Origin of the sequence: Mesorhizobium sp. NFR06, assembly GCF_900115245.1 — a bacterium.
In the GTDB taxonomy this organism is placed as follows: domain Bacteria; phylum Pseudomonadota; class Alphaproteobacteria; order Rhizobiales; family Rhizobiaceae; genus Mesorhizobium.
On sequence record NZ_FOVT01000011.1, the window covers coordinates 177,842 to 199,972 of the forward strand.

The window sequence follows — 22,131 nt, forward strand, 5'->3', positions numbered from 1 at the left end:
GATCGCGCCATGATCGAGATCCGCGACGTGACGCGCAGCTACGGATCGTTCAAGGCGCTGGACAATGCCTCGCTTGCAATCCGGGAAGGCGAGTTCTTCTCGCTGCTCGGACCTTCGGGCTGCGGCAAGACCACGCTCTTGCGCATGATCGCCGGTTTCGACACGCCGACCAGCGGCTCCATCGCCGTCGACGGCCAGCCGATGGACGGCATTCCCGCCAACCGGCGGCCGACCAACATGGTCTTCCAGAGCTATGCGATCTTCCCGCATCTCGATGTCGAGCAGAATGTCGCCTACGGTCTGAAACGTCTCAAGCTCCAGGGCGGCGAGGAAAAGCGCCGCGTCGAGGAGGCGCTGGCGCAAGTGTCGCTGACCGGCCTCGGCAAGCGCCGCGCCACCGAGCTTTCCGGTGGCCAGCGCCAGCGCGTGGCGCTCGCCCGCGCGCTGGTCATGCGGCCCAAGGTGCTGCTGCTCGACGAGCCGCTCTCGGCCCTCGACAAGAAATTGCGCGAACAGATGCAGGTCGAATTGCGCCGGCTGCAACAGGCGGTGGGCATCACCTTCGTGCTGGTCACGCATGACCAGTATGAGGCCTTGGCGATGTCGGACCGCATCGCCGTCATGTTCGGCGGCCGCATCGCGCAGATCGCCTCGCCCAAGGAAATCTACCAGCGCCCTGTCAATCGCCAGGTGGCCGACTTCCTCGGCGGCATGAACTTCGTCAGGGCCGAGATCGTCGAGGAGAACGGCGCTTCGCTGGTGCTCGACACGCTGGGCTTCGGCCGCGTCAAGACCGACAAGCCGAAGGCTTTCGTGCGCAATGGCGGCGGCGCGGCGACACTCGGCATCCGGCCGGAGCGGCTGCGTGTGCTGTGGGACAATGCGACGGCGAAATTCGAGGTCGCCGGCAAGGTCGTCGAGCGCCACTATTTCGGCGAGATAACGCATCTGATCGTCGAGATACCGGGACTGGAAAAGCCGCTCTCGGTGACCGAGACCAACGATTTCGGCGCCGACGACATTCCGGTCGGCGCGCCGATCCGCCTCGCCTACGACCCTGAGGCCTTGGTGGCGATGGCCGACTGAATCTTCGCGGCCGCGATGCGACCGGCGACAATCGCGCCTTCGACATAGCCCGGGAAAGACGGCGACACTTCCGAGGCGGCGAAATAGACCGGCGGCACGCCGGCGAGGATGATGCGCTCGGCATGGCGCGCCGTCACATCGACGATGAGGTCGCTATAGGCGCCGCCGCTCCAGCGGTCATGCGTCCAGTCGCGCGAGCTGAAATCGATGATCTCGGCCGCCCGTAGGCCGAGCGCTTCCACGAGCCTCGCGGTGACTTCCGCGCGCAACGCCGCAGCGCCGAGCGGATGCCAGCGCAGCGCGAGCGGCCCGCCGACAAAGACGACGAGCGCGGCATGGTCGGCATCCTGGCTGGCGTCGCAGGCGAACAGCCCAGGCTGGTCGCGCCACATGACCATGCCGCACAGGTCCCGCTCGCGCCAGAACGGACTGGCATAGCGCACCAGGATCTTGATCACCGCGCCGCTTTCCCAGACGCTGAGTGCCTGCGCAAGTTCCGCCGGCAAGGCAGGCGCGAAGTCGAGCTTTGCGGCCGTCGCCGGCGGCAATGCAATCAGGACTTCCCGCGCTTCGATCGTCCCTGCAGTCGTGGTGATACGAACGCGTTCAGACCCATGCTCGATGCGCGTAACGGCCTCGCCAAGTCGCACTCGTCTGCCGAGATCCCCGGCAAGATCCTCGGCAAGCGACTGCATGGTCTCGCGCAGCGAGTATTGCAGTTCCGGAACCTCGTTGGTAATGCGGCGATCATTGTCGATCAGGTGCCAGAGCGGCACCTTGTCCACCGCCAGGCACCACAGTCCCTCGATCATCGACTTGAACGCGGCTTTGGCGTCAGTGGGGTCCTTCTGGCGCTCCAGCCAATCGGCGACACTCAAGCCCGCAATCGCCGGATCGTCGGGCTCGATCCAGTTCATGCGCTCGCGGATGGCCATCGCGCCATGATAGGTCCGCCCGGCCTCAACGACCGACATCGACGGATGCGTGATGAAATCGCCGTCGACATAGGTCTCGACGAATGTCTTGCTCCGCGCCTTCGCCAGAGCCGTTACCTGAGGCATGTCCTCGCAGAAGAACTGACCGCCGCTGTCGATCCGTTCGCCAAGCCCGTTTCGCACAGCCTCGACACGTCCACCCACGCGGTCGCGCGCCTCCAGAACGAGAAAATCGATGCCGGCCTTGTTCAGCTCGAACGCGGCCGACAGGCCGGTGAAGCCGGCGCCGACGATGACGACGTCGGTTCTTTCAATGACACTGCTCAATAGCCGGCCTTGATCTTCTCGAATTCGGCGATCATCCGCTGCTTGAGATCCGGCGCCACCGGCTGCTGGAACAGCGTCTTGTCGAGGAACTTGTCGAGATTGTCGAAGCCGCGTTCGGTAAGCAGCTTCTGGTCCATCGCCGCCATGCCGGCGCTGTTGCCGTGACCGTAGCCGAAGGTCTTCACCATGTACTCCGAAACAGCCGGCGCGTTGACGGCGTTCAGGAAATCATAGGCCTGGTCGGGCTTGCCGGGCGCGTCCTTCATCAGCACATAGCCGCATACCCAGGTCGAGATGCCTTCCTTGGTGTCGCGATTCATGGCGATCGGCAGACCCTGCCCCTTCAACGTCACATAGGTTTCGTTCCAACCCCAGACCAGGTCGACTTCGTTGCCCGTGAAGGCTTGGTTGAGGTCGGTGTCGTCGGTCCAGTAGAAGCGGACATTCTTGTGCACGTCGCGCAGGAAGGCCGAGGCCTGTTTGAACTGCTCGTCCGTCATCTTGGTCCAGTCTTTCAGACCGACCACAAGGCTCGCCAGCGCGTAGGCGTCATCGACATTGTCGCCGATGGTGACGCGGCCTTTGAATTTCGGATCCGCGAAGATTTTCAACGACTGCGCCTCCTCCGCCGTCACCTTGTCGGTGCGGTAGAGCAGCGATGTGTTGCCCCAGTCGAAAGGCATGAACCAGGCTTTGCCGTCGGCGGTGGTAGCGAGATCCTTCATCGCCATGATGCCGGGGTTGAGATCCTTCCAGCCGGCGATCTTCGATGTATCGAGCGGCTGCAGCATGCCTGCCTCGCGCCACTTCGCCACGCTCTGCGAGCAGGGATGCGCGATGTCGGCCCTGAAGCCAGCGCGCATCTTCTCGAAGGCCTCGTCCTCGTCGCCGAAGAAGGAGAAGGTCGGCTCGCCGCCATATTTGGCCGCGTAGTCGGGATGCAGCACCGGATCCTCGTAGCCGGACCAGTCGAACACGACGAGTTCGCCGCCGCCTTCGGCCAGCGCATGGGCGGTGCCGGCGCCGATGGTGACGACGGCGGCCAAGGCAAGGCGGCGAAGCATGGATTTCATGGCGCGAGAACTCCCCCATCGCGAATATGTGAGGGGACGTTAGGAAAATTCAGCAGCTTTGGCGAGCCCGCCTGCTTCGATCGAACGGGAAGCAGGCGGGTCCCCGGGCAAACTCAATAGCCAGCTTTGATCTTCTCGAATTCAGCGATCATCTTGAGCTTGAGCTCGGAAGGCAGCGGCTGCTGGAACAGCGTCTTGTCGACCCACTTTTCCACGTTGTCGTAGCCCTTTTCCTTCAGCACCGCCTGGTCGACGCCGGCCATGCCCTTGGCGTTGGCCTGGCCGTAGCCCCAATCCTTGACCAGCACCTTGGCGACTTGCGGATCGTTGACCGCGTTGAGGTAATCATAGGCCTTGTCGATGTTGCCGGGCGCGTCCTTGAACAGCACATAGCCGCACACCCAGGTCGAGATGCCCTCCTCGGTATCCTTCTTGGATTTGATCGGCACCCCGGCCGCTACCGACTGCATGGTGGCGTCGTTCCAGGCCCAGGCGAGGTCGACCTCGCCGCCGGAGAGCAGCTGCACGATGTCGGTGGTGTCGGTCCAGTAGGAGCGCACGTTCTTATGCACCTGGCGCAGGAAGTCGGACGCCTGCTTGAACTGCTCGTCCGTCATCTTGGTCCAGTCCTTGAGTCCGATGGCAAGGCTGGCCAGCGCATAGGCGTCGTCGACATTGTCGCCGATCGAGACCCTTCCCTTGTATTTTGGATCGGCGAAGGCCTTCAGCGACCGCACGTCCGTTTCGGCGATCTTGTCGGAATTGTAGGTGAGCTGGGTGTCACCCCAATCCCACGGCATGAACCAGGCCTTGCCGTCGGATGTCGTGGCGAGATCCTTCATCGCCATGATGCCGGGATTGAGGTCCTTCCAGCCGGCGATTTTCGAGGTGTCGAGCGGCTGCAGCAGGCCCGCCTCGCGCCACTTCACCACGCTCTGCGAGCAGGGATGGCCGAGATCGGACTTGAAGCCGGAGCGGATCTTCTCGAACGCCTCGTCCTCGTCGCCGAAGAAGGCGAAGGTCGGCGAATCGCCATTCTTCTCGACATATTTGCCGTGGAAGCTCGGATCCTCGTAGCCGGACCAGTCGAACACAACCAGATCCTTGTCGGCGGCAACGGCGAAAGCCGCCGCCGAGGCCGCCAGCGCGCTCCCAAGCGCCAATGTCAATGTCAGGCGTCGGCTGAGTTTCTTCATGCTGTTCCATCCTCTTTTGGTTTGCCGGTCTTGTTGGCCGGCTATTGCTAACCCCGGCTTTTGCTAGCCCCCAGTTCTCGCTAGCCATAGTGTTTCGGGAAGGCGGCGGCCAAAAACGCATTCGCCGCCTGCAATGCGGTCTCTCGCGTGGTGTCCTCCGTCCCCATCATCAGCCGCAGCCACAGGCCCTCGAGCATGGCGCTGAGCGCCAGGGCGATGACCTGGGGGTCATAGGCGTAGCCGCCGCTTTGTTTGAGCGTCGTGCAGAGATCGATGAAGACCTGCTGGTAGTAGGCGTCGCGCGAGCTGCTCAGCGCCTGATAGGTCGGTCGCGACTTGGCCTCGCCCCAGAAGGCGAGCCAGGCGGCGAGCTTGCGCTTGTTGCAGATCGAACGATCGAAATCGGCCCACACCAGTTGCTGCAGCTGTCTCGCCGGATCGTCGCCGGCCTTCTGCAAGGCGGTGCGCCAATGCGCCGAGTACTCGTCATACATGTGCTGCAGCGTGGCGATCAGCAGTTTTTCCTTGCTCTCGAAATGGAAGTTGACGATGCCACGCGAGAGACCCGCGCCGTCGGCGACATCGGCCATCGTCGTTTCGGCATAGCCGCGCTTGGCAAGTGAATCGATCGTCGCCTCGATCAGCTGCAGTCGCCTGACCTCTTTCGAGGCCTTGCGGCCGCGCTTGTCGGCATCGCCTTTTCGCGCTGGTTCGGGGAGAATATCCCTGGCCTCTGCGGTCTTCATGGGTGTGACGGTCTCCAGCATTGCCGGCTATCCAACCGGCTTCCAACCGCGCAGATGAGTGGGGCGGTGCTCGCCACTGTCAAGCACCTTCTGCATCGCCTCCCAGGTCCTGATGTTCTTGTCGACATAGGCCGCGCCGACCGCCTCGGCGGCTCGGCGGTAGAGCGGTCTTGAGCAGCGCGAGCTCGTCGCGCGCGACCTCGCGGTACCATGGATTGCGGTCGCGTACGGTGATGTCGGCAAAGCCGGCGCGCCGCATCGCCTCAGCATAGCGCTCCGGCGAGGCCATGGCGAAGGAGAGCCCTTCGGCCGCGACATAGGCCTTCATCTCAGGCGATGGCTCGCCGTCATGCGAGATCATCCAGTTCGACGCGGCAAAGACGCCGCCCGGCTTCAGCACACGCAAGATTTCAGCAAACAGCGCGTCCTTGTTCGGCACATGCAGCAGCGCGTCCTTGGAGAAGACGACATCGAAGGAGGCGGCCGGGAATGGCAGCGGCCCGGGCGGCGCCTGGACGAAGCTGACGCCGCCCTCGAGGCCTTGCCTGATCGCCCCTCGCCGCGCCGTCTCGATCACCGGCTTTTCGACGTCGAAGCCGATGGCTCGAGCCGCACCGTGCCGGGCAACCAGATGCAGCGTGATGCCGCCGGCGCCGCAGCCGATATCGAGGATCGTCTTGCCCTTGAGCGAGAGGCCCTCGACCACGCGGTCGACCTCGTCGGGGCCGCCCGGCGACAGGTAGCCCTCGCCCCACAGCGCTTCGAGGAAGCGGATGGCGGTATCGTCATACTCCGGCTTGTCGTCAGCCGTCTCAATCATTGGATCTTCAGCCCCAAATGCCGATGTGGCCCATTCAGTCAAGCAGGGCCAGAAATGTCGGCAAAGCCTAGCGCATCAACGGGAAAACGCAACACCATTTGTTGAACATTCATTCAAAATGACTGGACAAAAAACCGTGATCCGTGCAAAATTCGAGCAACCAGGGAACAAACCGCACCGAGCAACTCCAGGAAAAGCGCGACGCGGTTTTCCGTCCGGAATTGCGGAAAAACAAGAAGATAGGCAGCCGAATGGAGGTTCAGCACGCATGAAGGCATGGGACGCGATCGTCATTGGCGGCGGCCATAACGGCCTGGTCAACGCCTGCTACCTGCAACGCGCCGGGCTCGACGTGCTGGTCGTCGAGAAGAACGAGTGGGTCGGCGGCGCCGCCACCAGCCGCGAGCTGACGCCGGGCTTCCTCTATTCCAACTGCTCCTATGTCTGTTCGCTGTTCAGGCCCGAGATCATGCGCGATCTCGAGCTGCCGCGCTTCGGCCTGCAGGTGATCTCCTATGAAGGCGGCGCCGTGTTCACGCGCGACGGGGACTATCTCGCCAATTACCGTGACCACGACGCGCACCGGCGCGAGTTCGCGCGCTTTTCCAGGCGCGACGCCGAGGCCTATGACCGCTATTCGCGCGACGTCACAAGGCAGTGCCGCTTCATCCAGCCGCTGGTGATGCGCACCGCGCCCGACCCGACGAGCCTCAAGCCCCGCGACCTCGGCGAGCTGCTCTATCTCGGCAGGAAATTCGCCGGGCTCTCGGCCGAAGAGATGGCGCTGACCCTGCGCTTCTGGACGATGTCGATCTCGGACTTCCTCGACGAGTATTTCGAGACCGACGTCATCAAGGCGAACTTCGCGCTTTCCGGCATCATCGGCACGGCCCTTGGGCCCATGTCGCCCGGCACGGCCTACGTCCTGCTCCACCATTATATGGGCGAGGTCGACGGCTCGGTCGGCGCCTGGGGCTATGCGCGCGGCGGCATGGGCGCCGTCACCAAGGCACTGGCCGCCTCCTTCACGGCCTCGGGCGGCATCATCCGCACCGGCGCGGAGGTCGACCATGTGCTGGTCAAGAAAGGCAAGGCCAAGGGCGTCGTGCTGGCTGGAGGTGAGGAGATCCACGGCAAGCTCGTCGTCTCCAACGCCGACTTCAAGCGCACCTTCCTCAAGCTGGTCGAGGAAAAGGAACTGCCCGACATCTTCCTGCGCCGTGTCCGGAATTTCAAAATCCGCGGCTCCTCCGGCAAGGTCAACATCGCGCTCGATTCGCTGCCCGAATTCCCGGCCTTGCCCAAGGACTCGCCGGTCTATCGCGGCGACATGCACTTCACCGATTCCATCGAGCGCATGGAGCGCGCCTATGACGACTGGAAGGCTGGACGCTGGTCGGCCGATCCCTTCCTCGACATGATGATCCCGACCACGCTCGACCCGACCATGGCGCCGCCGGGAAAACATTTCATGAGCTGCTTCGTGCAATACGCGCCGCCTAGGATCGACGGGCGCGACTGGACGGATGCCGACCGCGACGGTTTCGCCAAAAGCGTGATCGCGCAGATCGCCGAATATTCGCCCGGCTTCCGCGACCGCATCGTCCACATGGAAGTGCGCACCCCGCGCGAGATCGAGGCCGAGGTCGGCCTCACCGAAGGCAACATCTTCCAGGGCGAGCTGACCTTCGACCAGTTGCTCTTCAACCGCCCTGTACCGGGCTACGCGCAATACCGCTCGCCGGTCGGCGGGCTCTATATGTGCGGCTCCTCCACCCATCCGGGCGGCGGCGTCATGGGCGCGCCCGGACGCAACGCCGCCGCCGAGATCCTGTGCGATCTCGCCAAGCCGACCTTGCATATGAGCCCCGCCCATGACGTCATCTGATTTGAACTGGGGCGCCATCGTCATCGGCGGCGGCCACAACGGTCTCGTCGCCGCAGCCACGCTGGCGAAGTCCGGCCGCAAGGTGCTGCTGCTCGAGGCCGGCAACGAGGTCGGCGGCGCGGGGCGAACCGAGGAATTCGCGCCCGGCTTCCGCGTGTCCGCTGTCGCCCATCTGCTCAATCGCCTGCATCCCGATGTGGTGAAGACGCTGGAGCTTGAGCGCCACGGGCTGAGGGTCGAGCGCGTGGATTTCGTGCCCTCGGTCGCGCTGTCGAAGGACGGTCCGCTGGTGCTGCACGGCGCCTATGGCGAGGTGCTGAGCGGCGCCAGCCGGTCGGAACAATCCGCCTGGAAGGTGCTGCGGGCGCAGCTGCTGCGCTATGCCGGCGTGCTGAAGCCATTCCTGTCGCGCCGGCCGCCGGACCTTGCCGGCATGTCGCTCGCCGAAATGACCGGGCTCGGCCAAACGGCGCTGGCGCTGAAGAAGCTCGGCAAGGAAGACATGCGCGACTTCCTGCGCGTGCTTTTGATGAACGTCTACGACCTGCTCGACGAGCAGCTTTCCGATGACCGGCTGAAGGGCCTGCTCGCCTTCGACGCGACGCTCGGCTCGCATCTCGGGCCGCGCTCGCCGACTTCGCTGCTCGGCCTCTACTACCGGCTGGCGGGCGAGATCGGCGGCCTCGCCGGCGCGCAGATCCTGCCGAGAGGCGGCATGGGCGCCGTCGTCGCCGCCATTCGCTCGGCGGCCGAAAAGGCGGGCGTTTCGATCCGCCCGGCATCGCCGGTCGCCAAGGTCATCGTCGAGAAAGGCCGCGCCATCGGCGTCGTCACGCAAAACGGCGAGACGCTGCGCGCCAGGACGGTCGTCTCCGCCATCAATCCGGCGACGACGATCCTCGACCTCGTCGGGCCGCGCGAGGTCGACACCGGCTTCGTGCGCAAGGTGAAGAACATCCGCATGAAGGGCGATGCCGCCAAGCTCCATCTGGCGCTCGACCGGCCGCCGCAATTTGCAGGCGTCGGCGTCGCCGGCCACAAGGGCCGCCTCGTCATCGCCGCCTCGCCCGACCATGTCGAGCGCGCCTTCAACCCGTCGAAATACGGCGAGTTCTCGCCCGAGCCGGTGATGGAGATCACGTTGCCGAGCCTCGTCGATGCCTCGCTCGCGCCCTCGGGCGCCTGCGTGCTCTCGGCCGTGGTGCAATACGCACCCTATGCGCTGAGACAGGGCTGGACCGCCGGCAAGCCGCAATTCCTCAAGGCGATCATGGCACAGCTCGAAGCCTATGCGCCCGGCATCGGCGCGACGGTACGCCATGCCGATCTTCTGACGCCGGCCGACATCGAGGCGCGCTACCGGATGCCCGGCGGCCACTGGCACCATGGCGAGTTGCAGGCCGACCAGATGCTGATGTTGCGGCCGGTCTCCGGTTGGTCGGGCTACGACACGCCGCTCGAAGGACTGTTCCTCGCCGGCGCCGGTTCGCATCCCGGCGGTGGCATCTCCGGCGCGCCCGGCCTCAACGCCGCGCGCCGCATCATCGCGATGAGGGCATGAGATGAATTCGCTATTCACAAATGCAGCGCTCTACGGCGCCGCCCTCTGCCCTGCCGGGCATCTCCCCCACTTGGGGGGAGATCAGCAGTTCGGTTTGTCGGCGCCTTTCTTGCAACGCCGGAGATTGGCGAAATCGCCGGCGACGGCCAACCTCGCCCCTTGTGGGCGAGATGTCCGGTCCACCCTCTGCAGCGCAGCTGCTGCGGAGGACGGGCAGGACAGAGGGGGGCGCGAAGGAACGCCGTCATGAATCAGCATCCCACCATCAAGCCGTCGATCGACGCTCGCGCCCTCGCCCAATCCCACTCCCGCACCCTGCGGCTCGGCACGCCATTCCAGCCGCGCATCGACGCCCTGGGCCTGAAGCAGGACTGGTACAGCTGGGCCGGCTATCGCGCGCCGCATTCGCTGTGGGACGAGGAGCTCGAATATTTCGCCATCCGCAGCCAGGCGGCACTCTTCGACATCTCGCCGATGACCAAATACCGGATCGAAGGTCCGGATGCGGAAGCCTATCTCGACCGCGTCACCTTGCGCGACGTGACCAAGTTGAAGCCCGGGCGCGTCCACTACACCGCCTGGTGCGACGACGAAGGCTTCGTGCTCGACGACGGCACCTTGTTCCGGCTCTCTGCCACGCGCTTCCGGCTGTGCTCGCAGGAGCGGCATCTGCCTTGGCTGCTCGACAGCGCTTTTCGGTACGAGGTGAGCGTCGAGGAAGAGACCGAAGTGGTCGCGGGGCTAGCGTTGCAAGGCCCGACATCCTTCGCCATCCTGCGCGACGCGGGCTTTGCCGGCGTCGAGCGGCTAAAGGTGTTCGACCTCGCCGAGTTCGCGCATGATGGCGCAACCGTCACCATCTCTCGCACCGGCTTCACCGGCGATCTCGGCTACGAGTTGTTCGTGCCGGCCGACAGGGCGCTGAGCCTTTGGGACCGGCTGATGGCGGCGGGCGAGCTGCGCGGCATCCGCGCCATCGGCTACACGGCGCTGAACCGCGCCCGCCTCGAGGCCGGCCTGATCGTCGCCAATGCCGACTTCACAGCTGCCGAGCACGCCATCCGCGCCGACCGCCTGCGCATGCCGGACGAGATCGGGCTCGGCTTCATGATCGATCCGAAGAAGGGGCACTTCAACGGCCGCCGCGCCATCCTGGAAGCCCGGGCAAAGAAAACGCTCCGCCATGTGCTGGTCGGGCTGGAGATCGAAGGCAATATTCCGGCCGAGCATGCCATCGTCTATTATCGCCGGAGCCAGGAGGTCGGGCTGGTCAGCGCAGCGATGTGGTCGCCCATGGCCAAGCGTAACATTGCCCTTGCCTCCTTGCAGCGGCCCTATGGCGACACGATCGTCGACGACCTCTGGGTCGAGATTTACGCCATGCGCGAGTTGCAGTACCAGAAGCTGATGAAGCGGGCGAAAGTGGTGCCGCGGCCCTTCGTCAAGCTCGACCGTCGCACCGCCAACCCGCCGGCGGATTTCTGACATGGCAAGCGATGCCGAGAACCTGGACGCCGAAGCGGAAGCCGCCGAACAGTGGCAGCTGGTCAACACGCCGCTCGGCGAGATGTGGTCCGGCCGCACCCGCTACGCGGCCGCCATGTACTTCTTCAAGCGCGGCGAGATGAACGCCGAGACGCTGGAGGTCTACCGCATCTGCGCCCGGCTCGACCACGAGGATCCCTTGCCGATCATCCGCGACCGCGGCGTCGGCAAGGACTGGCTGAAGCGAATGGGCGCTTAGGCCCCACGGGCGTACGCGGATAGCAGGCTTCGGTGGCGGCACCGCGCAATCGTCATTCTAGGGCGAAGCAAGGAGCGAGGCGACGCGGCGCAGACCCTAGAATGACGAAGTGAAAAGCGTGAGCTCTTCCACTCACACGGGTGGCCTATCCGATCGTCCTTTCAAGGACATTCAACCAATTGCGGTAGGCGATCTTCTCGATCAGCGCGCGGCCGAAGTCGCGCGCGGCAAGCACGTCGATGAGCTTGGGCAGGCCGGCGACGTCGCCGATGACGGCCGGGATCATCGCGCCGTCGAAATCCGAACCAAGACCGACGCCGTCCTCGCCCAGTGCCTGCAAGAGCGAGTCGATGTGGCGCACCATGATGTCGAAACTGGTGTCGGCATTCATGCGGCCGTCCTCGCGCAGGAAGCCCGTGGCGAAGTTCAAGCCCACCATGCCGCCCGTCTCGCGGATCGCGCCCAGCTGCCAGTCGGTCAAGTTGCGCGAATGGCCGCAGATCGCATGCACGTTGGAATGAGTGGCGACCAGCGGCGCGTCGCTGAGCCCGGCAACGTCGCGAAAACCCTTCTCGTTGAGATGCGACAGGTCGATCATGATCCTGAGCTTGTTGCAGGCCTTGACCAGCGCCTTGCCGGCGTCGGTCAGGCCAGGCCCGGTGTCGGGCGAGGATGGAAAGCGGAACGGCACGCCGTTGCCGAAGGCGTTGGGGCGGCTCCACACGATGCCCAGCGAACGCAGGCCTGCGGCGTGCAGCACGTCAAGCATGGCAAGCTCGGGATCGATCGCCTCGACCCCTTCGATGTGGAAGACCGCGGCGATCGAGCCCTTCGCCATGGCGTCCCGCACATCGCCGGCGCTGCGGCAGACGGTCAGCGCGTCAGCCCGCTCCAGCCGGAACAGGATCGAAGCCATGCCGATGGTCGAGGTGATCGCCTCGGCATGCGGCAGTTCGGGGGGCAAGGGCTCGTTGTCGCTCGGGGCCGGCGGCACGGCGCTGCGCTTGCTCTTTTCGACCGGCGGCGGAAAGATCGCGAACATGCCGCCGGCAAAGCCGCCCTTCCTGGCTCGCGGCAGGTCGATATGACCGCCCGGCGTTCCCTCGATGAACAGCTTTTCGACATCGGCTTCCTTCGACTGGTAGAGTCGAAGCAGCGTGTCGTTGTGTCCGTCGAAAACGGGGATCAGGTCGGTATCGGTCATCAGGGGAGCCATTCAAATCGGTGACAGGCGGGTCGGCAAGTTTGGTCCGAGCGAACTGTCAACTTAGGCAAGATGGCCGGGCCGCGCAAATGCCAGAGGCTCTTTCCCTTCTCCCCCTGTGGGAGAAGGTGGATCGGCGCGCCAGCGCCGAGACGGATGAGGGGTGTTCCAGCTTGGCAACGACGGCGATCCGTCCAACACCCCTCATCCGGCCGCTGCGCGGCCACCTTCTCCCACAAGGGGAGAAGGAACGCAGCTTACTGCTTCAGCACGTCCGCCCATTCCGGGTGACGGCGGAACTGGGCGTTGGCGAAGGGGCAGAGCGGGATGATCTTCTTGCCGGCCGCCCGCGCGTCCTCGACCGCGCGGGTGACGAGCCGAAGCCCGGCGCCCTGGCCGCGAAAGACATCCGGCACTTCGGTGTGATCGATGATGAGCTGGTGCTCGCCGATCTTGGTGAATGTCATCTCGGCCTCGGCGCCGCCTGGCCCGCGCAGCACGTAGCGCCCCTTTGAGCCGCGGTCTTCCAGTTCGATCTCGGGCAGCTGGTCAGCCATTTCATTTGCCTCCTTCGGCGGCCGGCGCCAGCGCGAAAAGTCGCTGCGCCGCTTCGATTTCATTCGGCCGAACCTCATGCCCGCCGTCGTGCCATTCCACTGTGACATCGGCGCCGTCGGCGCGCAAATAGGCCTCGAGCCGCGACGTCAGGTTGGGCGGACAGATCGGATCGCGCCTGCCGGCAGTGACCAGGATGCGGCGGCCGGCCAGGCTTCCCTGCACCTTAGGCTCGAACGGAATCAGCGGATGCATCAGTGCCGCGGCATCGAACAAGGCCGGCTCGGCAAACACCACCGAAGCCAGGATATTGGCGCCGTTGGAATAGCCGAGCCCGAACACCGCCGAGGGCTTTGCCGCCTCGACATGCGCCTTAACGAAGCCGGCCATCTTGGCCGTTGCCCGCGCCAGGTCGTCCATGTCGTAGACGCCCTCGCCGGTGCGGCGGAAGAAGCGGGCGGCACCTTGCTCCGAGATATCGCCGCGCGGCGAGATGATCGTCGCCGAAGGCATGAGCTCGCGAGCGAAACCAAGAAGCTGGTTCTCGTCCGCGCCGGTGCCGTGCAAGACGAAGAGCAGCGGACTGCCCGGCGAACCGGGCAGCATTTTGTGGATGTAAGCGTCCTTGCTCATGGTTTAGTCTTCCAGCTTCTGCAGATGCTCTTCGAGAAAGGGCCGCAGGTGCTGGTGCTGCGTCGGCAGCTTCAGCGCTTCGCCCAGATGCGCGGTGTCCTCGTCGCGGTCGAAGCCCGGCTCGTTCGTCGACACCTCGAACAGCACGCCGCCCGGCGTGCGGAAATAGATCGCCCAGAAGTAATCGCGATCGATGACCGGTGTCACGCCATATCCGGTGTCGACCAGCGCCTTGCGCACTTCGAGCTGCCTGGCGCGATCCTCGACGGCGAAGGCGACGTGATGCACCGAGCCGGCGCCGAGATTGGCGAAGCCGGCGCCCGGCAGCGATTCGATGTCGACGACGTCGGCGCCATTGCCGTTCTTGATCGCAAGCCGGCGGACGTTGCCGGATTTGTCGACTTCCTCATAGCCCATGAATTTCAGCAGCTCCTCCGTGGCGCCGCCGTCTTTCAGCCTGAGCGAGACCGAATGAAAGCCGCGGATGGCCTCGTCGGCGGGAACCCCGCCCTTGACCCATGGCGCCCTGTCGTCGGTCTTGTCCTCGACGAGCGCGAAACTGTCGCCGTCGGGTCCGGTGAAGCTAAGCCGCCTCTCGCCGAAGCTTTCGCTGCGCGCGACATTGCCCACGCCCTCGTCCGTGAAGCGCTTTTCCCAATAGGCGAGCGTGTCTTCCGGCACCGAGAAGACCGTAGTGCCGACTTCGCCGACGCCGTGCCGGCCCCTCGCGATATCGGGGAACGGAAAATAGGTCATGACCGAGCCTGGCGTGCCGACCTCGTCGGCGTAGTAAAGATGGTAGACATCCGGCGCGTCGAAATTGACCGTCTTCTTGACCCGGCGCAGGCCAAGCTTCTTGGTGAAGAACTCATTGTTGCGGCGCGCATCGCTGGCCATCGAGGTGACGTGATGCAGGCCCTTGATCTGATCGAGCATGATGGTGCTCCCTTCCATGTCCTTGGTGCGGCCCTTGCCGCTGTCCACGCCAATATGAGGATAGCCCGGCCCACGGCAAAGCGGGCAAACACAGAATGGACTGTATCATAATAGTGAACAAAAACACGATGCGCGTTCACCATTCAATCACCGGCGTCAGCTTGCAACGCCGGTGATTTTCGGTTCCATCTGGTGCTCCGCAAGGAGGCAATTTTGGACAACCAGCCGAACCGCCCGAATGTTCTCCTCATCACCTGCGACCAGTGGCGTGGCGATTGCCTGTCGGCCGCCGGCCATCCGGTGGTGAAGACCCCGAACGTGGATGCGCTCGCCGCCGAGGGTGTGCTCTTCCGACGCCACTATGGCGGAGCCGCGCCTTGCTCGCCGGCGCGGGCCTGCCTCTACACCGGCCTCTACCAGATGAACAACCGCGTCTGTCGCAACGGTACGCCGCTCGACGCGCGCCATGGCAACATCGCGCTTTCGGCGCGCGCGGCAGGATACGACCCTACCCTGTTCGGCTACACCGATGTCTCGCTCGACCCCCGTCAGCTTGCGGCCGAGGATCCGCGCCTGCGAAGCTATGAAGGCGTGCTGCCTGGCTTCACCGTACGCCAGTCCTTGCCCGAGCATCAGAAGCAATGGCTGTCATGGCTGCGGGCGCAGGGCATCGACACCGGCGCCGGCAGCCCTGACATCCACCGTCCGGCCAGCGGGCAGGCGGAACGCGATGTGACCAACGCACCCCCGGTCTATTCGAAGGACCAGACGCCCACCGCTTTCCTGGCCGGCGAATTCATCCGTTGGCTTGGCGAGCAGGAGAAGGGCGCGCCATGGTTCGCGCACATCTCCTTCATCAGCCCGCACCCGCCCTTCGTCGTGCCGGAACCTTACAACACCATGTACGATCCGGCTGATGGCCCTGCTTTCAAGCGCGCGGCAAGCGCGCAAATCGAGGCCGAGAGCCACCCCTACCTCGCCTACGACCTCGCCAGGCAGAGGAGGGCCAAGTTCGTCCCCGGCATCGAAGGCAAGGTGCCGGATTGGAGCGAGGAAAACTTCCGCCGTATCCGTGCGATCTATTACGGTATGATCTCCGAGGCCGATGCCCAGCTCGGCCGCATATGGCGGGCGGTCAAATCAGCGGGCGCCTGGGACGACACCGTCATCGTGCTGACCTCCGACCACGCCGAGATGATGGGCGACCATTTCATGCTCGGTAAAGGCGGTTTCTTCGACGCCAGCTATCATGTTCCGCTGGTCATCCGCGATCCGCGCGGGAGGGCCGCGGCCGGCTCGTCCGTCGACCATTTCACGGAGGCCGTCGACATCTTCCCGACCTTGCTCGACCTGATCGGCGCCACGCCGCTGCGCCATCTCGACGGCCGGTCATTGGCGCCCTGGATCGACGGCAAGCAGCCACAGACTTGGCGCGACGCCGCGCACTGGGAGTTCGATTTCCGCACGATTGCCGAAGGCGACGCCGAGCGCCATTTCGGTATCGACTCGCGCAGCTGCAACCTCGCCGTCATCCGCACGGCCGACTCTAAATACGTCCATTTCGGCGGCGGCCTGCCGCCGCTGTTGTTCGATCTGTCGAAGGACCGGGACGAGTTGAACAATGTGGCCGACGATCCGGCCTATCTGCCGCTGCGGCTGCAGTTCGCTGAAAGGTTGCTCGCCTGGCGCGCCGCGCATCTCGATCAGGCGCTGGCCTTGGCCGAGCTGACGCAAGACGGCGTGGTCGGGTATGTAGTCGGGACAGCAGGGCAATAAGGCAGCAGGCCCGGAAGCGCGCTGCCTACTGCCTACTGCCTTGTTCCCTCACTTCAGCATCATCCGCTGCTGGTCGCGGTTCGCGGCGTAGGTGCTCTTGTCATAAGCAGGCTGCGCCTGCAGCTGCTCCTTGGTGAAGTTGGTGTAGAGATATTTCTTACCGTTCTTGTCGGTCATGAATTTGAGCTTGTCCATGCCGATCGCCACTTCCTTGGCGCCCATGCCGAGGAAGCCGCCAACATCGATGATCACGGCGTCCGGCTTGTTGTCAGGCGTCAGCACGACGTCGCCGATCGAACCGATTTCAGCATCGTTGGCGCCATAGACCGTCGTACCCTTCAGGTCGTCGCCGCGGATATTGCCCATGGGCATTTCGGTCAGCGTCGACTTGTCGATCGAAGCGGTCTTGGTCTGGTCCGTGGCGGCGGCACCTGTGTCGGTCGGCTTGTTTTCAGCCATGGTTGGTGCCGGCGTCGCGGGCTTGTTCTCGGCGGTCGACTGGGCCGGCTGCGCCGGCTTGGCGCCCTTGTCGGAGGTCGTGTCAGACGATGCCACGGTAGGCGTGGTCGTGGCCGGTGCATTGCTCGCGGCCGTCGTCGAGCCGGGCGCCGGGTCGTAGGGCTTGCGGTTGAACTCGGGCTGCGCCTGCAGCTCCTCCTTCGTCGTCTCGGCCACCAGCCAGCGGTTGCCGTCCTTTTCGGCCCATTTTGCCTTGGCGAAGTCATAGGTGACGTTCTTCGTGCCTATCCCCAGGAAACCGCCGACGCCGATCACCAGCGATTGCGCCTTGCCGTCCTTGGCAAGCACGATGTCCTTCACGTCGCCGATCTTCTGGGCATCGTCCGCAGTACCGTTATAGACAGACTCGCCCATGATGTTGGTGGCGAGGTTGCCGTCCGCCTTCTTCACCGGTTCGGCCGGCGGTGTGGCGGCCGGCTTCTGCATTCCGGTGCTGTCGGTCGCTGCAGGCTGCGTGGCGTCGGCGGATTGCGCCGGCGCCGGATCATATGGCTTGCGGTCGAATGCCGGCTGCGCATTCAGCTCGTCCTTGGTGGTCTTGGCAATCAGCCAACGGTCACCATTCTTCTCGGCCCATTCCATCTTGCTGTAGTCGAAGGCGACGTCCTTCGTGCCGACGCCGAGAAAGCCGCCGACCCCAATGATGGCGGACTTGACCTTGCCGCTGGAGTCGAGAACGACGTCGTCGACCTTGCCGATGTCCTGTGCGTCGTCGCCGGTGCCGTTGTAGACGGACTCACCGATGATGTTGGTCATCAGCGCGCCGTCGGCGCGTATGACCGGAGCCGGGTTTTCGGTTGCGGGGGGCTGCGCCGGTGCAGGCGCTGCCGTCTGCGCCACGGCGCCGGTGGCGAGCAGCGTTGCGATCGCGGTTGTCGCGAAAAGGGTGCGGATCATGGTGGTCTCTCCTCGTGCCTGAATTTCGTGCATGACGTTCCCTCGGCCCCGCCTCGGATCGGCAGGCCGGGAGCGGCATCATCGACAAAGTCACAACGTTGTGACCGGGGCGTTGTTCCACAGGCCCCGCACCCGCGCCGCTACTGCGAATTCCCGACCAACGGTGGAACCATTGGGCCGCCATTGTCGTTCCGGCCTGCGGCTGAAGGTCATTTTCAGTTCGGGCAACGAAACAAGAGACGGAGTGAGTATGCGGTTTGCTGCGGTGCTGAACCAGGACGGCGGCACCCTGCGCACGATCGATGTGGAAGCGTTCTCCGATCGGCTGCGACGGACGCTCGAAGCCGCGGGGCATTCGGTTGAGATCGACATCGTCGCCGGCCGCGACATCGCAATCGCGCTGGAGAAGGCCATCGCCAGACGCAATGTCGATGTGGTGCTCGCCGGCGGTGGCGATGGCACGATTTCCACCGCGGCGTCCCTCCTCATGAACAAGAAGAAAGCCCTGGCGATTTTGCCCGCCGGGACGATGAACCTGTTTGCGCGCGGCCTGGGCATTCCGCAGACGCTGGAAGCAGCGCTGCAGTCCTTCGCCGATGGCGAGGTGATCGCCGTCGATATGGCGAGCGCGAACGGTCGGCCTTTCGTGCATCAGTTTTCCGTTGGGATGCACGCCAAGATGGTTCAGCTGCGCGAGAAGATGGATTTCGGCTCGCGCGTCGGGAAAATGCAAGCTTCGGTGCGCGCCGCCTGGTCTGCCATCAAGAACGCGCCGGCGCTCAAGGTAAGCTTGACCGTCGGCAAGGCCGAAATCGTTACCCGCACCACCGGCATCGGCATCAGCAACAATCTTTTCGGCGACGGTCACCTGCCTTATGCCGACAACCCGACCGGCGGCGTGCTCGGCATCTATGTCAGCATCGCGCGAAGGCGTCATCACCTGGCAAAACTGCTGCTTGACATGCTGCGCGGCAGGTGGCGTCAAAGTGCGCATGTCGAGGTGCACCAAGCCGACAAGGCGGTGCTGAAAATCCACTCGCCCACTAGGAAGTTCAGCGCGGTCCTGGATGGCGAATTGATCAAGCTCGAGCGCGAAACCACGATCGAGATCCACCGCGGCGCGTTGAAGGTGCTCGTTCCGTCAAGCAACGCGCAGGCAAAGGCCGCGTGATGGAACGATCAGCTGCCCTGGGTGGATTTCTGCTCGGCGGCGGGCGCCGTCGGCACGCGTTGCTGCGTCGTCGGTGACTTGATCAGCTCTCCGTAGATCTCGACTGCTCCCCACGCAATGAAGGCAAGCAGCAGTCCGGCAACGAGTATCCTGAGGGCGTGCCAGCCCCAATGTGCTTGGCGTGCTTTGTCTTCAGGTACGATCTTGGTCACGATTGGCCTCCACACTGCGCGGCGGCGGGCGCCTCAGATATGGTTGGGTAACGGGTCCTGTTCGCGAAGGTTCCGCAGCGGGGACGACGTGCAATCAAGTCTACGGCAACCGGTTCCGGCCGGTTGCCTGACGCCTAAGGCACGTCCTGCGGGTCCGGCTTGGGCGGCCTGGGTTTGGCGTTCTCGCGATAGATCGCATAGGCGACGATCGCGAGAGCCGGCGCGACAATGGCTCCAAGCCCGCCCTTGCCCTTAGCCAGCGCCGGAAGCAGGGCAAGCGCGGCGGTAATGCCCACTGCCGTCATGTCGGCCTGCCGTCGTCGCGCCCGCCGCCGGCTGCGGACCCCGCTCGTCAGCTTGTGAATGACCAGGATCAGCCCGGCGAGCACCAGGAACCCGATGCCGAAGCCCAGATTGGTCGCCAGCGGTCCGTAGCGCGCCGCCAGCCAGATATAGGCGGCGCCGATGAGAAAGCCGACGCCGCAAAAGGCGAGAATGGCGGCAAGTCCGTAGAGGATTGCCGTCGTCCGCGCTCTTTGCAAAGCGGCCATCGCCTCGCCCGAGGCAAGGGCCGAGATCAGCGAGACAAGCGTCCCCATCTGTGACTAGCGGCGGGAGAGAAGGGCGAAGAGGAAACCGACGCCTGCCGCGATCGCCAGCGACGTCACCGGCTTTTCGCGAACCTTCGCAATCAGCTGCGCTTCGATGTCCTCGGCGCTTCCGCGTACGCTCTCGAGCGCCGCCTCGCCCTGCGCGCGCAATTGTTCGACGCCGTCCGCGGCGGCGCGACGAGCCGCGCCATAGCCATGCTGACTGGTCTTGGCGAGCTGCTCGGTGAGTCTCTGGATATCAACCTTCAGTTGCTCGATATCGGCCTCGAGGTCGGCGGCGGTTGCTTGATCTGTCGCGGTTTTCCCTGCACCGGTGGCCATCGCTTAACTCCTTGCGTTTGCTTCGATTTCAACGTCTGATCGGTGCCAAGGTTCCGGGCTTGGCCTTAAATCAGCGGCCTGCGTTCTTCGCCGAGCCCCTTCCCACCGGGCAAGCTTTTTCGGTCCATCATAATCAATCACTTCGCAGCCGCCGTCCCGCCACATGACGAGCTCGGACAAAAGCTTGTAGCGAAACGCCCAGCCAGACAGCACCGTGTAAAGATGCGCGCTGTGACTGCCTTCGACCAGCACCGTCGCCCCCTTGTCATCGGCGAGTTCGCCGCGCTTGAAAGCGCTGCCGAACGACAGTTCCTGTTTTCGAAGGCACGAAAGGCGGGCAAAGGCCGCAGCGGACGCTTCGCAAGGATATTGACGACTGGCGACCGGACGTGCGCTTTGACTGGACATTTCGACCCCTCTTCGAAATCCCTGCCCCGATGGGCGCATAGGAACGCTTTAGACCGGCGTGGGTTCCGCCAGGCATCACGCCATGTCTTTTTAAGCGCCATGCCCATGTCTTTTTTAAATGACATCATGGCGGATTCCGCGCATGAGTGCGGCCTTGCCGAGGAGACATCCATAAGTGCCATTGCTTGACGGACTGCGTATCCTTGTCCTCGAAGACGAGTTCCTGATTGCGATGGATGTCGAGCAGCTTTGCCGCGATCACGGCGCCGCGGATGTGACGATCGTGCGTGAGCTCAACGAAATCGACGGCCAGGCGCGGCCGACGCGCTTCGACGCGGCCGTTATCGATCTGATGCTTGGCGGGGTATCGACGCTTGATTTCGCCGCGAGGCTGCGCAGCGAGGGCGTGCCGTTCGTATTCGCCTCCGGCTGTTGGGATCCGGATGAAGTCAAAAGCTCGTTCCCGGACATCCGACTGGTGACCAAGCCTTACTCAGGCGACGATTTGATTGAAGCCGTGGCCGTGGCCTGCGGGCGTGCCAAAGCGGCCTGACGGCCATTGCTCCGGTAAGCGCCACGATGGTTCGGCTCACGCCGCGTTCGAGCCTGTCACCTGCGCCGAGATCGCGTCGGGCCCGAACTCGTCCTCTCCGGAAATCTTGAGGATCTCCTGCAGCCTGGTGCGCGCCCGGCTGACCCGGCTCTTGATGGTGCCGACCGCGCAACCGCAGATCTCGGCCGCTTCTTCATAGGAGAAGCCGGAAGCGCCGATCAGGATGATGGCTTCGCGCTGGTCCTCGGGCAGTTGCTCGAGCGCGCCGCGGAAATCCTTGAGGTCGAGCTGGCCATGCTGCGCCGGATGAACGGCAAGCCTGGCCGTCATGATGCCGTCGCTGTCCTGCACCTCGCGGCCGCGCTTGCGCATCTGCGAATAGAATTCGTTGCGCAGGATGGTGAATAGCCAGGCCTTGAGGTTGGTCCCCGGCTGGAAACTCTCATGCTTGTCCCACGCCTTGACCAGCGTTTCCTGGACGAGGTCATCCGCCCGGTCGGCATTCTGCGTCAGCGATACGGCGAAAGCTCGCAGGCTCGGGATCGCGCCGAGCAACTCGGTCTTGAAGCTCTGGGATACCGCCGCCATGCCTCAGTCCTTTTTCTGGGCAGGTTCGGTCTTTTCCAGCTGGCTGAGCAACTGAGCGAAACGGTCCGGCACACGGTCCGAGACCAACTCGTCGTAATATTGCTTGAGCTTGCGGGCAATTTCGGAGTTTGCTCCAAGCGGGTTGCCGTCCCCGTTCCGATGCCTGTTTGCGGCATCAGCCATCTGTTTTTTCGACATTTCTTTCATAGTCGCCCTAGTTTCCAGCACCCAAACCGCTCTTCGACTCCAAACCACAACGTAAGCGGAACCCTCGTCTGGTCGCCCATCCCGAGCCCCCGAAACGCCCGCCTGCTAATTTAGTTCCACAACCGGCGGAACTTTTTCTGCAAGCCGGCGTTTGATTTTGCGGG

23 protein-coding genes and 1 pseudogene are annotated in these 22,131 nt (G+C 64.2%); 8 read left to right on the forward strand and 16 right to left on the reverse strand.

The features are described 5' to 3' along the window. Positions 1-9 precede the first annotated feature (9 nt). Positions 10-1,086 (forward strand): ABC transporter ATP-binding protein, encoded by a 1,077-nt coding sequence (locus F3H96_RS20070; protein WP_149803497.1) that lies wholly within the window; start codon positions 10-12, stop codon positions 1,084-1,086. Here F3H96_RS20070 and F3H96_RS20075 read toward each other — a convergent pair. From F3H96_RS20075 to F3H96_RS20095, 5 genes are all read right to left on the reverse strand, one after another. Continuing rightward, positions 1,050-2,348, reverse strand: a complete 1,299-nt coding sequence (locus F3H96_RS20075; protein WP_149803455.1) for a flavin monoamine oxidase family protein — start codon at positions 2,346-2,348, stop codon at positions 1,050-1,052. The genes F3H96_RS20070 and F3H96_RS20075 overlap by 37 nt on opposite strands. Further along, complete coding sequence (locus F3H96_RS20080) at positions 2,345-3,421, reverse strand: extracellular solute-binding protein (RefSeq protein WP_149803456.1); 1,077 nt, start codon at positions 3,419-3,421, stop codon at positions 2,345-2,347. The genes F3H96_RS20075 and F3H96_RS20080 overlap by 4 nt, the downstream gene beginning before the upstream one ends. 113 nt (positions 3,422-3,534) lie before the next feature. After that, positions 3,535-4,617, reverse strand: a complete 1,083-nt coding sequence (locus tag F3H96_RS20085) for an ABC transporter substrate-binding protein (protein WP_149803457.1) — start codon at positions 4,615-4,617, stop codon at positions 3,535-3,537. A gap of 80 nt (positions 4,618-4,697) precedes the next feature. Further along, positions 4,698-5,363, reverse strand: a complete 666-nt coding sequence (gene betI / locus F3H96_RS20090) for a transcriptional regulator BetI (protein ID WP_244620073.1) — start codon at positions 5,361-5,363, stop codon at positions 4,698-4,700. Positions 5,364-5,442: 79 nt separating this feature from the next. Beyond that, positions 5,443-6,183, reverse strand: a complete 741-nt coding sequence (locus F3H96_RS20095) for a methyltransferase domain-containing protein (protein ID WP_244620074.1) — start codon at positions 6,181-6,183, stop codon at positions 5,443-5,445. Positions 6,184-6,451: 268 nt separating this feature from the next. Between F3H96_RS20095 and F3H96_RS20100 the strand changes: the two genes are divergently transcribed. From F3H96_RS20100 to F3H96_RS20120, 4 genes are all read left to right on the forward strand, one after another. After that, on the forward strand, positions 6,452-8,071 hold the full coding sequence (locus tag F3H96_RS20100) for an NAD(P)/FAD-dependent oxidoreductase (protein ID WP_149803459.1): 1,620 nt from the start codon (positions 6,452-6,454) through the stop codon (positions 8,069-8,071). Next, on the forward strand, positions 8,058-9,632 hold the full coding sequence (locus tag F3H96_RS20105) for an NAD(P)/FAD-dependent oxidoreductase (RefSeq protein ID WP_149803460.1): 1,575 nt from the start codon (positions 8,058-8,060) through the stop codon (positions 9,630-9,632). Before F3H96_RS20100 ends, F3H96_RS20105 begins: the two co-directional genes overlap by 14 nt. A gap of 246 nt (positions 9,633-9,878) precedes the next feature. Beyond that, complete coding sequence (locus tag F3H96_RS20115; RefSeq protein WP_149803461.1) at positions 9,879-11,117, forward strand: aminomethyltransferase family protein; 1,239 nt, start codon at positions 9,879-9,881, stop codon at positions 11,115-11,117. A 1-nt stretch (position 11,118) separates the two neighbouring features. Next, positions 11,119-11,376 (forward strand): hypothetical protein, encoded by a 258-nt coding sequence (locus F3H96_RS20120; protein WP_149803462.1) that lies wholly within the window; start codon positions 11,119-11,121, stop codon positions 11,374-11,376. Between the two features lie 145 nt (positions 11,377-11,521). Here F3H96_RS20120 and F3H96_RS20125 read toward each other — a convergent pair whose 3' ends face one another. The 4 genes from F3H96_RS20125 to F3H96_RS20140 form a co-directional block, all read right to left on the reverse strand. After that, positions 11,522-12,580: a dipeptidase gene (locus tag F3H96_RS20125; protein ID WP_149803463.1), complete on the reverse strand. Its 1,059-nt coding sequence runs from the start codon at positions 12,578-12,580 to the stop codon at positions 11,522-11,524. A 257-nt stretch (positions 12,581-12,837) separates the two neighbouring features. Beyond that, complete coding sequence (locus tag F3H96_RS20130) at positions 12,838-13,137, reverse strand: GNAT family N-acetyltransferase (RefSeq protein WP_027166574.1); 300 nt, start codon at positions 13,135-13,137, stop codon at positions 12,838-12,840. Position 13,138: 1 nt separating this feature from the next. Further along, on the reverse strand, positions 13,139-13,768 hold the full coding sequence (locus F3H96_RS20135) for an alpha/beta hydrolase (protein WP_149803464.1): 630 nt from the start codon (positions 13,766-13,768) through the stop codon (positions 13,139-13,141). A 3-nt stretch (positions 13,769-13,771) separates the two neighbouring features. Further along, on the reverse strand, positions 13,772-14,704 hold the full coding sequence (locus F3H96_RS20140; RefSeq protein WP_149803465.1) for a VOC family protein: 933 nt from the start codon (positions 14,702-14,704) through the stop codon (positions 13,772-13,774). Between the two features lie 213 nt (positions 14,705-14,917). Between F3H96_RS20140 and F3H96_RS20145 the strand changes: the two genes are divergently transcribed. Next, complete coding sequence (locus F3H96_RS20145; RefSeq protein ID WP_149803466.1) at positions 14,918-16,480, forward strand: alkaline phosphatase family protein; 1,563 nt, start codon at positions 14,918-14,920, stop codon at positions 16,478-16,480. A 48-nt stretch (positions 16,481-16,528) separates the two neighbouring features. On the opposite strand, the gene F3H96_RS20150 is transcribed toward F3H96_RS20145, so the two are convergent. Beyond that, complete coding sequence (locus tag F3H96_RS20150; protein WP_149803467.1) at positions 16,529-17,896, reverse strand: PRC-barrel domain-containing protein; 1,368 nt, start codon at positions 17,894-17,896, stop codon at positions 16,529-16,531. A 250-nt stretch (positions 17,897-18,146) separates the two neighbouring features. Between F3H96_RS20150 and F3H96_RS20155 the strand changes: the two genes are divergently transcribed. Beyond that, positions 18,147-19,067 carry a diacylglycerol kinase family protein gene (locus F3H96_RS20155; RefSeq protein ID WP_149803498.1) on the forward strand — a complete coding sequence of 307 codons (921 nt, stop codon included), beginning with the start codon at positions 18,147-18,149 and terminating at the stop codon, positions 19,065-19,067. A gap of 8 nt (positions 19,068-19,075) precedes the next feature. Here F3H96_RS20155 and F3H96_RS20160 read toward each other — a convergent pair whose 3' ends face one another. From F3H96_RS20160 to F3H96_RS20175, 4 genes and pseudogenes are all read right to left on the reverse strand, one after another. Further along, a complete protein-coding gene (locus F3H96_RS20160) occupies positions 19,076-19,279 on the reverse strand; it encodes a hypothetical protein (protein ID WP_149803468.1) in 204 nt (67 codons plus the stop codon). Between the two features lie 134 nt (positions 19,280-19,413). Then, complete coding sequence (locus F3H96_RS20165; RefSeq protein WP_149803469.1) at positions 19,414-19,878, reverse strand: phage holin family protein; 465 nt, start codon at positions 19,876-19,878, stop codon at positions 19,414-19,416. A 6-nt stretch (positions 19,879-19,884) separates the two neighbouring features. Continuing rightward, positions 19,885-20,211 carry a DUF883 family protein gene (locus tag F3H96_RS20170; protein ID WP_149803470.1) on the reverse strand — a complete coding sequence of 109 codons (327 nt, stop codon included), beginning with the start codon at positions 20,209-20,211 and terminating at the stop codon, positions 19,885-19,887. A 177-nt stretch (positions 20,212-20,388) separates the two neighbouring features. Next, positions 20,389-20,619: pseudogene (locus F3H96_RS20175) on the reverse strand (Crp/Fnr family transcriptional regulator); the annotation flags it as partial. Between the two features lie 232 nt (positions 20,620-20,851). Here F3H96_RS20175 and F3H96_RS20180 point away from each other — a divergent pair. Further along, entirely contained in the window at positions 20,852-21,172 is a 321-nt protein-coding gene (locus F3H96_RS20180) for a response regulator (RefSeq protein ID WP_188131465.1), read from the forward strand. Between the two features lie 36 nt (positions 21,173-21,208). Here F3H96_RS20180 and F3H96_RS20185 read toward each other — a convergent pair whose 3' ends face one another. Next, positions 21,209-21,760: an RNA polymerase sigma factor gene (locus tag F3H96_RS20185; RefSeq protein WP_027166584.1), complete on the reverse strand. Its 552-nt coding sequence runs from the start codon at positions 21,758-21,760 to the stop codon at positions 21,209-21,211. A 3-nt stretch (positions 21,761-21,763) separates the two neighbouring features. Beyond that, positions 21,764-21,967, reverse strand: coding sequence for a NepR family anti-sigma factor (locus F3H96_RS20190; protein WP_149803471.1), 204 nt, complete (start codon positions 21,965-21,967; stop codon positions 21,764-21,766). Positions 21,968-22,131: the final 164 nt, after the last annotated feature.

Coding starts and splice junctions, on each gene's coding strand:
- F3H96_RS20070 (WP_149803497.1), top strand. CDS start 10: ATGATCGAGATCCGCGACGTGACGCGCAGCTACGGATCGTTCAAGGCG.
- F3H96_RS20080 (WP_149803456.1), bottom strand. CDS start 3,421: ATGAAATCCATGCTTCGCCGCCTTGCCTTGGCCGCCGTCGTCACCATC.
- F3H96_RS20085 (WP_149803457.1), bottom strand. CDS start 4,617: ATGAAGAAACTCAGCCGACGCCTGACATTGACATTGGCGCTTGGGAGC.
- betI (WP_244620073.1), bottom strand. CDS start 5,363: ATGAAGACCGCAGAGGCCAGGGATATTCTCCCCGAACCAGCGCGAAAA.
- F3H96_RS20095 (WP_244620074.1), bottom strand. CDS start 6,183: ATGATTGAGACGGCTGACGACAAGCCGGAGTATGACGATACCGCCATC.
- F3H96_RS20100 (WP_149803459.1), top strand. CDS start 6,452: ATGAAGGCATGGGACGCGATCGTCATTGGCGGCGGCCATAACGGCCTG.
- F3H96_RS20105 (WP_149803460.1), top strand. CDS start 8,058: ATGACGTCATCTGATTTGAACTGGGGCGCCATCGTCATCGGCGGCGGC.
- F3H96_RS20115 (WP_149803461.1), top strand. CDS start 9,879: ATGAATCAGCATCCCACCATCAAGCCGTCGATCGACGCTCGCGCCCTC.
- F3H96_RS20120 (WP_149803462.1), top strand. CDS start 11,119: ATGGCAAGCGATGCCGAGAACCTGGACGCCGAAGCGGAAGCCGCCGAA.
- F3H96_RS20125 (WP_149803463.1), bottom strand. CDS start 12,580: ATGACCGATACCGACCTGATCCCCGTTTTCGACGGACACAACGACACG.
- F3H96_RS20130 (WP_027166574.1), bottom strand. CDS start 13,137: ATGGCTGACCAGCTGCCCGAGATCGAACTGGAAGACCGCGGCTCAAAG.
- F3H96_RS20135 (WP_149803464.1), bottom strand. CDS start 13,768: ATGAGCAAGGACGCTTACATCCACAAAATGCTGCCCGGTTCGCCGGGC.
- F3H96_RS20140 (WP_149803465.1), bottom strand. CDS start 14,704: ATGCTCGATCAGATCAAGGGCCTGCATCACGTCACCTCGATGGCCAGC.
- F3H96_RS20150 (WP_149803467.1), bottom strand. CDS start 17,896: ATGATCCGCACCCTTTTCGCGACAACCGCGATCGCAACGCTGCTCGCC.
- F3H96_RS20155 (WP_149803498.1), top strand. CDS start 18,147: ATGCGGTTTGCTGCGGTGCTGAACCAGGACGGCGGCACCCTGCGCACG.
- F3H96_RS20165 (WP_149803469.1), bottom strand. CDS start 19,878: ATGGGGACGCTTGTCTCGCTGATCTCGGCCCTTGCCTCGGGCGAGGCG.
- F3H96_RS20170 (WP_149803470.1), bottom strand. CDS start 20,211: ATGGCCACCGGTGCAGGGAAAACCGCGACAGATCAAGCAACCGCCGCC.
- F3H96_RS20180 (WP_188131465.1), top strand. CDS start 20,852: ATGGATGTCGAGCAGCTTTGCCGCGATCACGGCGCCGCGGATGTGACG.
- F3H96_RS20185 (WP_027166584.1), bottom strand. CDS start 21,760: ATGGCGGCGGTATCCCAGAGCTTCAAGACCGAGTTGCTCGGCGCGATC.
- F3H96_RS20190 (WP_149803471.1), bottom strand. CDS start 21,967: ATGAAAGAAATGTCGAAAAAACAGATGGCTGATGCCGCAAACAGGCAT.